This window comes from Pseudalkalibacillus sp. A8, from assembly GCF_045920555.1.
In the GTDB taxonomy this organism is placed as follows: Bacteria; Bacillota; Bacilli; order Bacillales; family Fictibacillaceae; genus Pseudalkalibacillus.
Genome location: NZ_CP174509.1, coordinates 2451559 through 2467447 on the forward strand (window position 1 = coordinate 2451559; position 15889 = coordinate 2467447).

General features: G+C 40.8%; 17 protein-coding genes. All 17 read left to right on the top strand.

Annotation, left to right across the window (positions count from 1 at the left end):
• Positions 1-62 precede the first annotated feature (62 nt).
• Positions 63-1205, top strand: a complete 1143-nt coding sequence (locus ACJROX_RS12700) for an FAD-dependent monooxygenase (protein WP_408011110.1) — start codon at positions 63-65, stop codon at positions 1203-1205.
• A gap of 312 nt (positions 1206-1517) precedes the next feature.
• Positions 1518-2528 carry a DMT family transporter gene (locus tag ACJROX_RS12705; protein ID WP_408011111.1) on the top strand — a complete coding sequence of 337 codons (1011 nt, stop codon included), beginning with the start codon at positions 1518-1520 and terminating at the stop codon, positions 2526-2528.
• 120 nt (positions 2529-2648) lie between these two features.
• Positions 2649-3398, top strand: coding sequence for an IclR family transcriptional regulator (locus ACJROX_RS12710; RefSeq protein ID WP_408011112.1), 750 nt, complete (start codon positions 2649-2651; stop codon positions 3396-3398).
• 546 nt (positions 3399-3944) lie between these two features.
• Positions 3945-5420 (top strand): 4-hydroxyphenylacetate 3-hydroxylase family protein, encoded by a 1476-nt coding sequence (locus ACJROX_RS12715; protein ID WP_408011113.1) that lies wholly within the window; start codon positions 3945-3947, stop codon positions 5418-5420.
• A gap of 228 nt (positions 5421-5648) precedes the next feature.
• A complete protein-coding gene (locus ACJROX_RS12720; RefSeq protein WP_408011114.1) occupies positions 5649-6188 on the top strand; it encodes an FAD synthetase in 540 nt (179 codons plus the stop codon).
• A gap of 86 nt (positions 6189-6274) precedes the next feature.
• Positions 6275-6814 (top strand): 3-hydroxyanthranilate 3,4-dioxygenase, encoded by a 540-nt coding sequence (gene nbaC, locus ACJROX_RS12725; RefSeq protein WP_408011115.1) that lies wholly within the window; start codon positions 6275-6277, stop codon positions 6812-6814.
• Positions 6805-7842, top strand: coding sequence for an amidohydrolase family protein (locus ACJROX_RS12730; RefSeq protein ID WP_408011116.1), 1038 nt, complete (start codon positions 6805-6807; stop codon positions 7840-7842). The genes nbaC and ACJROX_RS12730 overlap by 10 nt, the downstream gene beginning before the upstream one ends.
• Entirely contained in the window at positions 7814-8272 is a 459-nt protein-coding gene (locus ACJROX_RS12735; RefSeq protein ID WP_408011117.1) for a RidA family protein, read from the top strand. The genes ACJROX_RS12730 and ACJROX_RS12735 overlap by 29 nt, the downstream gene beginning before the upstream one ends.
• Positions 8273-8283: 11 nt before the next feature.
• Complete coding sequence (locus tag ACJROX_RS12740) at positions 8284-9753, top strand: aldehyde dehydrogenase (protein WP_408011118.1); 1470 nt, start codon at positions 8284-8286, stop codon at positions 9751-9753.
• Positions 9754-9824: 71 nt separating this feature from the next.
• The gene (locus ACJROX_RS12745) at positions 9825-10604 is read left to right on the top strand and encodes a 2-keto-4-pentenoate hydratase (RefSeq protein ID WP_408011119.1); all 780 of its coding nucleotides are present in this window, start codon (positions 9825-9827) and stop codon (positions 10602-10604) included.
• A 38-nt stretch (positions 10605-10642) separates the two neighbouring features.
• A complete protein-coding gene (locus ACJROX_RS12750; RefSeq protein ID WP_408011120.1) occupies positions 10643-11560 on the top strand; it encodes an acetaldehyde dehydrogenase (acetylating) in 918 nt (305 codons plus the stop codon).
• Positions 11547-12572: a 4-hydroxy-2-oxovalerate aldolase gene (dmpG, locus tag ACJROX_RS12755; RefSeq protein ID WP_408011121.1), complete on the top strand. Its 1026-nt coding sequence runs from the start codon at positions 11547-11549 to the stop codon at positions 12570-12572. The genes ACJROX_RS12750 and dmpG overlap by 14 nt, the downstream gene beginning before the upstream one ends.
• A 3-nt stretch (positions 12573-12575) precedes the next feature.
• Positions 12576-13364, top strand: a complete 789-nt coding sequence (locus tag ACJROX_RS12760) for a 2-keto-4-pentenoate hydratase (RefSeq protein WP_408011122.1) — start codon at positions 12576-12578, stop codon at positions 13362-13364.
• Between the two features lie 37 nt (positions 13365-13401).
• Entirely contained in the window at positions 13402-13596 is a 195-nt protein-coding gene (locus ACJROX_RS12765) for a 4-oxalocrotonate tautomerase (RefSeq protein WP_408011123.1), read from the top strand.
• 497 nt (positions 13597-14093) lie between these two features.
• Positions 14094-14285 (top strand): hypothetical protein, encoded by a 192-nt coding sequence (locus ACJROX_RS12770; RefSeq protein WP_408011124.1) that lies wholly within the window; start codon positions 14094-14096, stop codon positions 14283-14285.
• A gap of 511 nt (positions 14286-14796) precedes the next feature.
• A complete protein-coding gene (locus tag ACJROX_RS12775) occupies positions 14797-15462 on the top strand; it encodes a Na+/H+ antiporter NhaC family protein (protein ID WP_408011125.1) in 666 nt (221 codons plus the stop codon).
• Positions 15344-15595 (top strand): Na+/H+ antiporter NhaC family protein, encoded by a 252-nt coding sequence (locus tag ACJROX_RS12780; protein WP_408011645.1) that lies wholly within the window; start codon positions 15344-15346, stop codon positions 15593-15595. Before ACJROX_RS12775 ends, ACJROX_RS12780 begins: the two co-directional genes overlap by 119 nt.
• Positions 15596-15889: the final 294 nt, after the last annotated feature.

Here is a 15889-nt window from a genome sequence, read left to right on the forward strand (position 1 = left end):
CATTTTATTCTATGGAAGTAACACCCCTGAATGAACTTTTGAAATATTAGGAGGGTTTAGTATTGGCTAAAAAGAAAGCGATTATTGCTGGCGCTGGGCTATCAGGTTTAACCTTAGGAACAGCACTTGCTCAACGCGAGTGGGATGTTCAAATATTAGAAAGATCCTCAGAACTTAGAGAAATTGGTGCAGGCCTTTATTTGTGGGAAAACGGATTGAAAGTATTAGAATCAATTGATGTTTTTGATGAAGCATGCAAAGATGTAGAGTTTATCAATAGCTTAGACATGATCGACGAAAAGCGGGAAATGGTACATTCCACAAAATTTACTGCTGAGAATCGATTTTGTGTAATACCCCGTAAAGATATCCACAGTGCTCTGGCGAGAGCAGCTGAGGAAGCAGGAGCTCGAATAGAAACAAATATTCGAGCTGTATCCGCTGACTCATCCGGAACTATAACAATTGATAATGGAAAAACATTCAAGGCTGATCTAATTGTAGGAGCCGATGGCATCTATTCAAAAATTCGTGATTCACTCAATATTAAAAGCACTATTGAAAAAGTAAACAATGGGGCTTTAAGAGCTTTGATACCTAGAATAGACGCGGATGAGGTAGGAATTGCGATGGAATATTGGAGTGGCTATCGGCGGATTGGCATTGCGCCATCTACAGATCAATTCCGTTATATCTATTTAACTACACGATCTGAAGATAAAGAAGGACTTTCTGACCCAATCAATAAAGAGGCATGGCTATCCTCATTTCCTCATTTAGAGTCCGTCATAAAACGGATTAATTTTTCAAGGGCAGACCAACACTTTCATTATATTTATTTAAAATCCTGGTCAGCCGGAAGAACTGCATTAATCGGCGATGCAGCTCATGGCATGGAGCCAAACTTAGGACAAGGGGCAGGAGTAAGTATTTCAAGTGCATTAGAATTAGCTAACCAATTGTCGAATTTCGATATCGATACGGCACTTCAAAACTGGGAAGCTATTATGAGGCCCGTTGCAGAAAAAACGCAAATTTGGTCAAGGATATATGGAGCTTCTGCTTCAAATTGGCCAAAAGAATTATATAATATTCGATCCGAAGTTATTAAAAAGGCGATAGAATCTGAAAATATTGAATATATGATGAGTATAGCTGCAAGACATGTGGCAGGATCAAATGAAGTACCTGTTGGAACTTCATAATCCATTTATTTATTCTTTATAAGAGTAATATGATTTTTCCTTTAAAAATAGGAAGGAATCAAACACCTTCATTTAGTACCGAAATAAGAGCAAACATAAAGTTGAATCAGTTTCAAAAGCTATAAACTATTAATCTATAGTTAGAAAAAACAGAAACTAATTCAAATCACGGTATAAATGGAGTGTTACTGCGATTTGTAACGTTACATTCTCTTTTTTTAGTGCAAATAAACGTATATTTATATTGTGGTTGTGTGATGTCGAGTGAATTGATTCAAACCTTATAAAACCTAAACAAAGGTGGGCAATGTAATGGATAATAACGGAGTAAAGAAAATTACGATTCCCAATTTAAACTCCAAAAGACGTCAATTCACTGGTATATTAATTGTTCTATTTGCATCAGCACTCTTCTCAAGTCTTGGAACCTTGACTAACATTGCATATGAAGCCGGTGTAAGTCCAATTGCTTTTGGAGCTTGGAGAGAAGTATTTGGGGCACTTACCATGATTGTTCTTCTTATAATTGGAGTTGGACGACACTCACATACTCAACAGAAATCTTTGTCAAAGATTCCAGGATGGCAATGGCGTAACTTATCTATTGCTGCTGTTGCATTTATGTCTTATAGTCTCGCAATATTTTATGCATTCGTTCACTTAACGGTTGCATTAGCTTTACTCTTATTTTACATCTATCCAGCAATAGTAACATTGATTAGTGCTTTTACAGGACGTGAACTATTAAACAGACAAAAGATTGTTGCGCTGTTGTTTGCTCTAGTTGGAAGTAGCCTGGCTGTTGTTGGACAAATGTTTGGGGAAGAAATACGAGTTAATTGGATTGGTATAGGATTAGCACTTCTTGCCGCATTAGGTATTTCTGTTTACTTTCTTGTTGGTCGTAAGGGTTATCCTAGTATACCTGCATCTTATGCAACTACCATCTTCCTGTTAGCTGCAGGGACAGTATTTGCTACGGTAGGCTTTGCTTTTGGTGAAAAGGAGTCTTTGTTACAACCATTTCATAATGCTTCACTCTGGCCCATATTGTTATTCGCAGGTGTTGTTGCAGCAGCACTTCCTACCATGTTGTTATTAACAGGTATTAGAATGATCGGTGCATCTAAAGCTTCCATATTGGCAATATTCGAACCAGTTATGGGTTCCATACTAGCAGCTATTTTCTTGGGTCAGAATCTTTATTTCATACAAATAATCGGTGGAATTCTTATTCTCAGTGCTGCTTATATTTTACAACGCACTTCGGAATCCAAGGTTGTTGAATCCTCTTTAGAAAAATCGATAGATTTGGCTAACTAACTTAAGGGTCATTCCAAGATACGTGTAAACATAGAACTAAAAATGGGATTATTTCTTAACTATATCAATACATTTTTTTCTTTACCTCAAACAAGAAAGTAAAATTGGGAGAGAGAAGACATGATTAGATCTGTTCATAAAATTTGTGATATTCTAGATTGTTTTACCAATGACGAACCAGCGTTAGGTAATTCGGAAATTGCCGCAAAACTGAACATGAACACGAGTACTGTTCACCATTTGGTTAGTACATTGTATAAAGAAGGTATACTCATTAAGGACAACGAAAACAAATATCGGCTTGGCTGGAAATTACTTGAGTGGAGTAACAGCGTAATGTATCAGCAAGACATTTATAATGAAGCAATTCCTTTGGTTGGGGAATTAGTGAAAAGTTTTAACGGAGTTGTTCATATTGGGATGTTGGATGAAAAAGGGGATTTTATTTTTGTTTTGAAAGTTGGATCACGGCATGCGATTCAAATTCCAACTTACATCGGTGCTAGAAAACCAACCTACTGTTTTAGTACCGGTAAAACCCTGTTATCCTTTAATCCTTCGTTAGTTCAAACAACCATTGCAAGGGGATTATTGCAGCGGGGTCCGAATACAATTACGACTATTGATAGACTTAAGGCAGAGCTCTATGAAGTACGTGAAAATGGCTATGCGATAAGTAATAATGAGAATGAATTCGGGGTATATGGGATTGCTGCCCCTATTCGATCATATACAGGACAAACCGTTGCAGCCCTTAATATGGTCGGCCCGATTTCCTACATGCAGGGTAGAAATCGTCGTGTAATGATTCAAAGCGTTATTAATACCGCAGACGAAATTTCGAAGGAATTGGGTTATATTGCTATTTGATGAAAGCGTTATCAAAATAAGAAAAACTTTAGTACCGAAAGAGCTTGGAAATAAATTAAACTTAAGCGGAAAAATCATGCGAAGCTGCTGCAGGATTTTCTCGCTTTTTTGGTTGCAGGAAATAATAATTTTGTTAAGCCTCCGGATAGATGCCATCGGTTACCCACTGATTCATACTAGTCTAACTTCTCACTTTAGCTTCTGAACAAATTCGCATCAGTGATTTTGTACTGTATATTCCCCATTTTTCTTTTAAAAAAGAAGGAATACAAAAGCGTTAAAACACATCCATAATAAAAAAATTCCCAAAGTTTCATATTATGAAATAATTCTGCTCCTCAAAAAATGATACTCCTTAAAATAATAAATAAGAAATAAATAACCTTTTTCATTAATCAAAAAAGGAGGTAACGAAACAGAAAATGAACGACAAAAACTGCGAAATTGTTTTGGGCGATTTTAAACAGGTAGAAGGGGTAGTAATTTTCCAGGGCCATCTTCAAACCAGAAATCTTGTAAAAAACCAAAATTAGAGGGGGAACAGTTATGGGTATTCGAACAGGTGAACAGTATATCAATGCTTTAAAGTCCCGGCAGCCAGAAATCTGGCTGGGAGGAAGAAAGGTTACCGATATAGTTAATGAAGATAATTTTAAGCAACCGATTCGTGAAATTGCAAAGTTGTATGATATGCAACATGACTCTAAATATCGCGAGAAAATCACGAGTGTTTGTGAAGAAACAGGCGAAAGGATTTCGAACGCGTTTATCGTTCCAAAAAATTATGATGACTTAATGGCACGAAGAGCATTATTTGAAACCTGGGCAGAGTCTACGTTTGGTTTGATGGGGAGAACCCCAGATTTTCTAAATGTTACCGTCACTTCGATGGCCAGTAGTCCAGATTTCTTTGAACAATATAACCCTAAGTGGGCAGAAAATATTCAAAACTATCATAAATACATTCGAGATCAAGACCTGTTTTTAACACATGCTCTTATCAATCCTCAAAATGACAGGGGGAAACCATCTCATCAACAAAAAGACATGTATACGCACTTAGGAGTAGTTGAAGAAACATCTGAGGGACTTATTGTGCGAGGAACAAAAATGCTTGCGACACTTGCACCAATAACGGATGAGGTTATTATCTACTCTTTTCCTGGTTTTAAGCCGGGAGATGAGCGTTATGCATTGTCTTTCGCTATTCCGATTGATACACCAGGTCTTAGGATTTTATGCAGAGAACCTATGCAAAGCGGTACGAGGCCGTTGTTTGATCATCCTCTCGCGTCAAGATTTGAGGAAATGGATGCCGTTTTGGTATTTAATAACGTTCTTGTTCCTTGGGATCGAGTGTTTATGTACAACAATATCGATGCTGCAAACCAACTCTATTCAAAAACAGGTTTAGCTCAAAACACTCATCAAAACGGTGTCAGAGGGCTCGTGAAACTTAAATTTGCTGCTCAGGTGGCAGCAAGGGTGGCCGATGCAATCGGTGTAGATGGTTATCTAAATGTACAAACACAGCTCGGTGAATTGATGCAATCTGTGGAGACCATAAGAGCGTTGTTGCGAACTGCAGAAAACGAATATGAGATAAACTCCAGAGGTGAGGCAATTCCGGCACCTATACCACTAGAAACGATTCGCGGAATTTTACCGAAGGCATACCCACGTACGATTGAGGTCATTCAAACGATTGGAGCAGGCGGACTACTTATGTCTCCAACTGAAGGTGATTTCGATCATCCGGATTTAAGGGAGGATATAGATAAGTACTATGGTGGACGTTCTGGAGTATCGGCGTTCGAGCGTGTTCGTTTGTTTAAGCTCGCCTGGGATTTATGCGGTGAGGCTTTTGGTCAAAGATTAGTGCAGTATGAACGCTATTATTCGGGAGATCCAGTACGTAAGCTGGGCATGTTTTACAATAATTATAAACGCCATAACTCGTTCACGATGGTTGATGATGCATTGAATGGGGCGATTGAATCGAAAGTCGAACTTAGCCGATAAATTCGATTACGATACAGGAAAAGTCGTCGTTAGTGCTGTTTGTAGTCGATTACCTTTCTGTAAAGCAGAGGAAGCTACGAGATTTACGCAAAAGCATGTTTTTACTAGTTTATGAGACGTTTTCTTTTGCATCGTAGTCGGGACTGTATCCAGTGGAAAAAGTGGCGTTGACTATTAACTTATTAAAAAAGTGGAGATGTTATTAGTGTCTCGAAGCAGGTGGTAAGTATGAAAGTACATCTAGCAAAAACACCAACATTACAAGGGTCCGTCATCGCAATCGGTGCTTTTGACGGTGTTCATCGAGGGCATCAAGCTGTGATTCGTGAAACGGTGAAACAAGGGAGGATATACAAATTTCCGAGTGTCGTGTATACCTTTGATCCTCCACCGCGTTGTTACTTTCAGGGAGCACATATGTTAACACCGATAGACGAAAAGCTACATCGAATAGCCGAGTTAGAAATCGACCACATTGTTGTTGCTCGTTTTGATGAATCATATATCACACGTTCTTCTGCCAGTTTTATAAAAGAGTTAGCGAGACTGAATCCCGTGGAAATTATCGTCGGAAAGGATTTTCGTTTTGGACGAAATCGAGAAGGCGATACTAGACTTCTTTCAAAATATTTTCAGGTTCGAGTTATAGAACCCGTTTGCTGCTCAGGTGGAACAGTTATTTCATCGACTAGAATACGGAAACTGGTGTCACAAGGAGAAATTAAAGAATCTATTTCTCTTTTGGGATGGTCGCATGTCAATTCGTAGTTTCGGAAGTTCTACCAATTTTTGCTATTTTGCGAGACTCAGGCTTAGCCTCTATTAAAAATTTTGATTACTTGGAGGGATTTAAAATGACAGCAACTTTACAATCATTTAATTTGAAGAAATTTATTGACGAAAATAAGGAATTATTGAAACCGCCAGTCAACAACAAAGTGATCTGGGAAGACTCGGAATTTATTGCCATGATTCTCGGGGGGCCAAATCGGCGCCGTGATTTCCACGTCGATCCGTCTGACGAGTTCTTTTATCAAATTAAAGGCGATTGCTATGTTGAATGTATAAACAAAGAGGGAGAACGAGAAGTGGTAACGGTTAGAGAAGGCGATGTATTTATGCTCCCGGCAATGGTGCCGCATTCTCCACATCGGGTAGCAAATACTTACGGCCTTGTGATTGAACGAAAGCGAAAACAGGGTGAACTGGAAGATTTCGTTTGGTTCTGTGACAAATGCAATCACGAGATGCATCGTGTAACGGTTCAATTGAATGACATTGAGACACAGGTGAAGGAGGCCATTCATAGCTTTAACTCCAATAAACAACTTCGGGCATGTGTAAATTGTGGTCATGTTATGCCAGAAGAAGTGGAGGAGTGGAAATGCGAATAGATTTCCATACTCACATCATCCCGGAGAACTTTCCTGATTTTGAAGAGAAATTTGGCGGAGGACGCTGGCCGGTATTGAAACGTACTTGCACGTGCGGTGCGTCTATCATGGTAGGGGGAAAAAACTTTCGTGAGGTAACCGACCAGGTGTGGGATCCGGAAAAACGGATCGAAGACATGGACCGAGAAGGGGTTGACATTCAAGTGTTATCCCCGATTCCTGTGACATTTTCATATTGGGCATCTGCTCCTCAAGCAGCGGAAATGGCCCGTATCCAAAATGATTTTATTGTGGAAACCGTTGCCCACTATCCGGATCGGTTTGTTGGACTCGGAACTGTACCAATGCAAGACGGGCCGACAGCGGTTCAGGAAATGGATCGTTGTATGAAGGACTTACACCTTCATGGGATTGAAATTGGAACAAATGTCAACGGTAAAAATTTAGATGATCCATCATTTATAGAATTTTTCGAGATGGCTGAAAAGTGGGAAGTTCCGATTTTTGTCCATCCTTGGGAAACGCTTGGACGTGAAAGAATGCCGCACCATAATTTTATGTATACGGTTGGGATGCCAAGCGAAACTGCACTCGCAGCCGCGACTTTAGCATGGAGCGGCATTATGGAGAAGTTTCCCGGTTTGAAAATTTGTTTTGCGCATGGAGGTGGATCCTTCCCATACATCATTCCGCGTTTAGACCAGGGATGGAAAGTATGGCCTCATCTTCGTCTTACAACGCATCCGCCAAGCTATTATGCTAAAAAGTTTTATTTCGATTCCTTAAATTATGATCCTTTAAATATCAAATATATGATCGAACGTTTTGGACACGAGAAAATTTTTATGGGTTCAGATTATCCTTTCTTGCTTCGAGAAATTCAACCAGGAAAGGTGCTTGATGAATCATTGGAATTAACAGAAGAACAAAGAGAAGCAATGTTAGGCGGGAATGCTGCTCAATTCTTAAATATTGAAAAGAAGAAAAGAGGTATTGTCCATGCAGGGAGTACAAACGCTGGAGAATAAATTAAAAGGGCTTGACCTGGTATTGCCGGCTGTTCGTCCTGCTGCAGGAAACTATGTAACCTGTGTCAGGGTGGGTAATCTATTGTTTACTTCAGGACAGGGAGTCGATCAATTTCATGGCAAATTAGGACGAGACTTAACAGTTGAAGAAGGTTATAAGGCGGCCCAGCACTCGATGCTTAATTTATTAAGTGTGATTAAGCAGGAGTTAGGCGATTTAAGCAGAGTGAAACGTGTTGTCAAACTACTTGGTTTTGTGAATAGTACGGAAGAGTTTACGGATCAGCCGAAGGTAATGAACGGGGCTTCTGACTTAGTTGTCCAATTGTTTGACGAAAAAGGGAAACACGCCCGATCGGCAGTCGGTATGGCACAGCTACCGAATAATACGGCAATTGAAATTGAGATGATCCTGGAATTAACAGAATAGGGGGTGAAATTGTGAGCAAGGAAGCGTTAGTCGATAAAGTAACAGTAAAAGATGCCAAGCTGTTTATTGATGGGGAATATGTGGACGCGATGTCAGGTGAAACGTTTGATACCCTTGATCCCGCAACCAATAGAAAGCTAGCTGCGGTTGCCAACGGAAATGAGAACGATGCCAAACGTGCGATTGAAGTGGCACAACGTACGTTTGAAAGTGGTGTATGGCGTGGAATGTCGGTTGAGGAAAGGTCACGGATTCTATGTAAAATGTCTGATTTGATACTAGAACGTGTCGATGAACTAGCCTATGTTGAGACGGTTGATGTCGGAAAGCCAATCAAAGAGAGCCGCGGCTTTGACATTCCACGTGCCGCCTCCAATTTTCGCTTTTTTGCGGAAATGGCTAAGTATATAGTTCACGAGCATTATCCGAATCATCATATTATGTCTTATGCCCAATATGCGCCTGTCGGTGTGACAAGTCTGATTATCCCCTGGAACCTTCCTTTTATGCAATTGACCTGGAAAGCTTCAGCCGCATTAGCTGCTGGGAATACTGTCGTCGTAAAGCCGGCGTCTTATACTCCGTTGAGTGCGGTGATGCTTGGTGAAATTGCGAATGAGGCAGGACTGCCGCCTGGGGTGTTAAATATCCTTACAGGTCCGGGCAGTACCCTTGGGACAGCGATAACCACCCATCCAAATGTTCGTCGCATTTCATTTGTTGGGGAATCAAAAACTGGTAAAACTGTGATGAGAAATGCTGCTGATAACCTGATTCCTGTTTCATTGGAACTAGGTGGAAAGTCAGCCAATATTGTGTTTGAAGATGCAGATTTGGATGAAGCGGTTGAGGGATCGATTGATGCGATATATCGAAACCAGGGTGAAATTTGTTTGGCTGGATCACGATTGCTTGTTCAAGAGAGTATATATGATAAATTTTTAGAAAAATTTGTCGAAGCGGTCAAGAAAATCAAAGTTGGCGATCCGACCAACGAGACTACTGATATGGGTGCACTGGTATCAAAGGGTCATCTGGATACCGTTGATCAATATGTACATATTGGTCTTTCCGAAGGGGCGAAGCTTGCTTATGGAGGAAAGAAAGTAGCCGGACTCGAAAAAGGAAACTTTTATGAACCAACCGTTCTCTACGATGTTGATAACAGGATGCGTGTTGCCCAGGAGGAGATCTTCGGCCCAGTGCTCGCGGTTATTCCGTTTAAAACCGAAGAAGACGCGATACGGATTGCCAATGATTCCATCTATGGCTTGGCTGGCGTGGTTTGGACAAATGATCTAAGACGAGCCCAAAGAGTAACATCCGGTGTGAATTCTGGATTGTTGTGGGTCAACTGTTGGTATATTCGCGATTTAAGAACACCGTTTGGCGGAGCCAAAGCAAGCGGTATCGGTCGTGAAGGAGGCCGTCACAGTTTCGAATTTTATACGGAAGCGAAAACCGTGACAATGAAGCTGTAGACTGTATGAACCACGAACGGTGACTTGACATCACCATTCGTGGTTTTTAAAAAGAAAGGGTGAAGTAATCGATGAAGGAACTAGTAGAAAAACTTGCGGCAGAACTGTTGGAAGCAGAGCGTATGAATCAGCCGATCGCGCCACTCACGGACCGTTATGATCAGTTATCAACTGTTGATTCTTATCATATTCAGCTGGAAGCGGTGAAAAAGAAGCTTCTGGAAGGCCGGACTGTCATCGGTAAAAAAGTAGGCCTCACAAGCACCGCGATGCAGAACATGTTAGGTGTCAATGAGCCAGACTATGGTCACCTACTTGATGACATGAAAGTGGATAATGGTGGGACCGTTCAAATCAGTACAATGGTTGCGCCTAAAGTAGAGGCTGAGATTGGTTTTATTCTTGGGGAAGATTTGAAAGGGCCGAATGTCACCTATTTGGATGTGATGATGGCAACTAAATTTGTTGTTCCGACGATCGAAATTATTGACAGCCGGATTGCTGATTGGAAGATTAAGCTGATTGATACGGTCGCGGACAATGGTTCATCTGCAAAAGTCGTGGTAGGGGATCAATTCTCATTAATCGACCAAGTTGATTTACGCAGTACTAGTATGACGCTTTATAAAAATGATGACCTCATTGCCACCGGTGCAGGGGCGTCTGCTCTCGGACATCCGGCACATGCCATTGCTTGGCTTGTAAATAAACTTCACGAATATGGTATTCCGCTGAAGGCAGGCGAATTGATTTTGCCTGGCGCATTGTCGGCAGCATTAGTGGTATCCAGCGGAGACACCATTACGGCACAGTTCGGTTCACTCGGTTCGGTGTCTGTAAGCTTTCAGTAATCGCCAAGTTGATCAAATGAAATGAAGGGAGAATAGTCGTGAATAAAGTAAAAGCCGCTATCATCGGTTCTGGAAATATAGGGACAGACTTAATGTATAAGCTTGAAAGAAGTGAAGTACTAGGATTAACGACAATGATAGGAATTGAACCTGAATCAGAAGGGTTAAAAAGAGCAAAAAAAGCCGGGTATCAGATCTTTGATAACGGTATTCAGGGATTGATCGACCACCCCGATTCAGCGGAGATTGTTTTTGATGCGACTTCAGCTAAAGCACATATCAGACATGCCAAAATCTTGAAAGAATTAGGGAAGATGGCGATTGATTTAACGCCAGCAGCAAGAGGTCCTTTCGTCTGTCCGGCAGTGAATCTCGGTGATAATTTAGAAGCACAAAACGTCAATATGATCACGTGTGGGGGTCAAGCAACGATTCCAATTGTCCATGCGGTGAACCAGGTCGCCGATGTCACATATGGTGAAATTGTCGCTACGATCTCAAGTCTGAGTGCGGGGCCAGGTACGCGAGCGAACATTGATGAGTTTACAATTACGACCCGTCGTGGAATTGAAGAAGTTGGGGGAGCGGATCATGGAAAAGCACTCATTATCCTTAACCCGGCCGATCCGCCAATTCTGATGCGAGACACAGTGTATTGTGAAGTGAAGAAGATGGACCAGGAGGCAATACGACAGTCGATCGAAAAGATGGTTGCAAAAGTCCAAGAATATGTTCCAGGATACCGTTTAAAACAAGATCCACTGTTTGACGACAATTTCGTTACGGTTTTCCTGGAAGTAGAAGGAGCAGGTGATTATTTTCCTCCATATGCCGGTAATTTGGATATTATGACAGCCGCAGCTGTCCGGGTAGGCGAGGATTACGCTCTTCATATGATGGATTCTAACGTGGCGGCAGAAGGAAAAAGGAGGTTTATGGTTCATGAAACGAAATAGTGATCTGCCAATCAAGATGACCGAAGTTTGTTTACGAGATGGAAGTCATGTCATGGGGCATCAATTTACAGAAGAGCAAGTAACAAAGGTTGCCAAAGCCTTGGACGAGGCAGGAATGCATTACGTCGAAGTGAGTCATGGAGACGGATTAGGCGGATCGACGCTGCAGTATGGCCGATCACTTGTTGATGAAATGAAACTCATTGAGGCTGCGGTTAACGAATGTAAACAGGCGACGCTAGCTGTTCTTTTGTTGCCGGGGATCGGAACTATATATGAATTGAAGCAGGCTCGGGAATTGGGCGCCGGTTTAGTACGGGTCGCGACGCATGTCACAGAAGCGGATGTGTCGGCCCAACATATTCATTTGGCTCGTGAATTGGGAATGGAAGCGATCGGATTTTTAATGATGGCGCATTCAGCCCCTGTAAAAAAACTTGTCGAACAGGCCAAGCTAATGGAAAGTTATGGTGCAGAGGCGGTATATGTGACGGATTCTGCTGGAGCTCTTCTTCCTCATGAAGTTCGTGAACGTATCAGAGCCCTTCGCGAGTCATTGGATATCGAAGTCGGTTTCCATAGCCACAACAATTTGTCGGTTGCGGTAGCCAATACGATTACAGCTATTGAGGAAGGAGCTACAAGAATTGACGGAAGCGTACGCTGCTTAGGAGCAGGTGCGGGGAATACGCAGACAGAAGTATTGATTGCTGTGTTGGATAGGATGGGAGTGGATCTAGGAATTGACCTCTACAAGATGATCGATTTAGCGGAAGATATTGTCGATCCGATTTTGCCGCGTCCTCAAGAAATCCGGAAAGGAAGTCTTGTTATGGGTTATGCTGGCGTCTATTCGAGCTTTTTACTTCATGCCGAGAGAGCCGGAAAACGGTTCGGTCTTGATCCGCGTGATATTTTAATTGAATTAGGAAGACGAAAAGTGGTCGGAGGTCAGGAAGATATGATTCTTGATGTTGCCGCTGAATTGTCAAAAGAGAAAGTAGGGGTGTAGTAGATGACACTAACCAAGGGAGTAGATACAAAAATCGTGGACTATCTTTTATCCGCAGAACGGGATGTCCGGGAGATCACCAAAATTACAGACCAATATCCAGAGTTAAGTATAGAAGAGGCGTATGAATTACAAGAAAGGTTAATTAACAGAAAAATAGCGGAAGGTGCAAGAACAGTTGGTATAAAGTTAGGATTAACAAGTAAGGTGAAGCAGCAGATGATGGGGGTCCACGAAGCCATTTACGGTTTTCTGTTAAACGAAATGTTAGCTTATGAATGGGAACCGGTTGATTTCCATCAATTGATACATCCAAAAGCCGAACCGGAAATCGCGTTTCTGATGGGAGAAGATCTGAAAGGCGATAATGTCACGACGGAAGAGGTTTTGAACGCCACAAAATACATTGCGCCGGCAATCGAAATTATTGACAGCCGTTACAAGAATTTCAAGTTTACCTTGACCGATGTGGTAGCCGATAATTGTTCTTCTGCCCGGTTTATTGTTGGAAGCAAGTGGGTGACCCCTAATCAAACCGATTTAGCCAATATCGGGATGGTGATGTCCAAAAACGGAGAAGTTGCGACAGTAGGGGCCGGTGCTGCGGTATTGGGACACCCTGCTTCAGCTGTAGCATGGGCTATCAATAAGCTTACCGAAAAAGGGAAGGGTCTAAAAAAAGGTGATATTGTATTAAGTGGTGCCATTACGGAAGCCATTGCTTTTGAATCCGGTGATACTATCGTCGCCCAATTTGATGGACTAGGAAGTGTATCTTTTTCATGTAGTTGAAATAAATTTTGAGTTATAACAGAAATAGGAGTTTAAAATGCCAATTATTCAAGTTCAAGTACTTAAAGGTAGAGAAGAGGCGCAAATAAATACATTAATTTCAAATGTTACGGACGCTGTTGTAAAAAGCCTTGATGTAAACCCGGGGCAAGTAAGGGTATTGATTACAGAAATTGCTGACACACATTGGGGAGTTGGAGGGAAGTCAAAAAAAGACATGGAAGCTTATTAGAGTCTTCGATAAAGTTAGTTTTGAGTAATCGACAAAAAGTAAAACCTTAGCTGACAACGGTAGAAAAAGTTTTATACAGCTTTCGTAAATGTTGATTTTTCTTCCAGGGGTGTGAACAGCATTGTAAATTAAGTGAAACAAATACCTGTTTTCTGACGTTAAGAAAACAGGTGTTTGTTTTATCTAGGAAGTTTACAAGTTTAAGAGGTCCAAATAATGCTTCAGATACAACAAACTAAAAGGATGTTCTACTATTGTCGTCATTTTGAGGGAATCTGGTTGCAAATCCTTTAACAAATTTATTTGTACCATAATAAAAGCTTAGTTCTTCTGAGAAGTTCATAAAAGGTCACAGAATTCAAAAGCAATTATTACAGGCGGAATTATATAATCTATTGCTGAAACTATTCTCCATATTCATTAAATAATTACTTCAAGCCTGTTTTAATTTTATCTGTTGGATTTGATATCACTGATCCTTCGTCCACATTGATAAATTGGTTGAAACAGAAGGTCTGTCGTTTTCGCAAACGTATTGTCAAAATCCGGTTTGTACCCCAAGTCGTTGTTCATTTATGAGCGGGTGGTACCCTCATATTAAAGGAAATAGAACTATATTTCATATGATGCAGCCAGAGGATCCTGTATTGTTACGAACTTTAAAGGAATATAGTTATTTTGTCTGGTGAGGTAGAAAAATAACTTAATACCTAATGATGCAAACTTTGATGAGTATTGCAATGCACACCCGATGGCCTGGAAAATAACGCCAGGATTTAATGATAGATGGAGAGGTGAACTAGAAACCTCGGACTATTATTTCTTTTATGGGGAAAAATAGACGAAGGTCATGGTCTAACAGGGTTTGCAGATTATGACAGGGATATATAAATGGTGCAATAGAGCAAATTAAAAATGCTCCAATGGAGGAACCATATCTATTTACCCTTAATGTATCCGCATCCCCCATACGTTAATAGCTGCCCTTACTTGTCTCTCAGGGACACTGATCCCTGTACACATTGCCTTTATTCCAATATTAATTCCCCCACTTCTTCTTTTATTTAATAGGCTAAAGATTGATAGGCGTGCTGTTGCCAGTGCATTAACATTTGGATTGAAGGCACCATATATGGTAATTCCAATAGGGTATGGTCTGATCTACCATGGAATTATAGCTAGTGAAATGGGAAAATCGGAATGATGATTGCTATGTCTAAAATTCCTATTGCTATGAGTATACCTGTTATCGGTATGGTAGTTGGGCTTATTAAAAAATCCCGTGAGTATCAAAATGTTGATCTTAAAGATCATAGTGATGTAGCTGCGGAAGAAACTGCAGTTTCAACGGAAGAAAAAACAGGAGTTACTCCCACAGATAAAATATTGCACTTTTTTACATTGATTGCTATTGTTGTAGCCTTTGTACTGCAACTTACTTTTGGATCAATGGTGATTGGTGCGATCGGCGGAATAACGGTTATGTTTTTGTCCAGAGTAGTTTATTTAAAAGCCGGTGACAAGGTTGTACAAGAGGGTATGCTGATGATGGGCGCAATTGCATTCATTATGCTGATTGCTTCAGGGTTTGCAAACGTATTAACTGAAACAGACTCAATAAATGAATTCGTTTCCAGCGCAAGTGATTGGTTTGAAGGAAGTAGTCATCTGTTTTCAGCTTTCATGTTGTCTGTTAATAGGACTATTTATCACTATGGGTATTGGTCCATCTTTTGGAACAGTACCAATAATTGCTGCAGTGTATGTACCGTTATGTGCTGCTCTGGGATTTGGTACATTAGCAACTGCTGCTCTGATTGGAACCGCAGGGGCACTTGGGGACGCGGGATCCCCTGCTTCAGATAGTACACTGGGCCCAACATCAGGTCTTAGCGTAGATGGACAGCATGATCATATTTGGGATACCTGTGTACCAACATTCCTTCATTCCAATATACCATTGCTTATTTTTGGAACAATAGCTGCAGTGGTATTATAAAAGGTTTCCAAGCTTCAATTGATTTCAGTCAGTTGGGGCTTTTATTAGTATTTTAGTGGAAGTGTTGTGCTATTTAAAAGTGGCTTTAGATGCATAAAAAATTCTCTGAAATAGGGTAAGCCCTTTTCCTATGAAATTATATCATTGAGTTAGGTCTTATAATTTGGAATAATTGGTATTAAGTGAAGGGATTTCTTTTTATATTTCATATTCTCCAATCCTCCAATCCTTTAAATTTAGGATAAATAAGTTCAAATTTAATGCAGAAAACTTCTTCTATCTTCACTTAGCAGG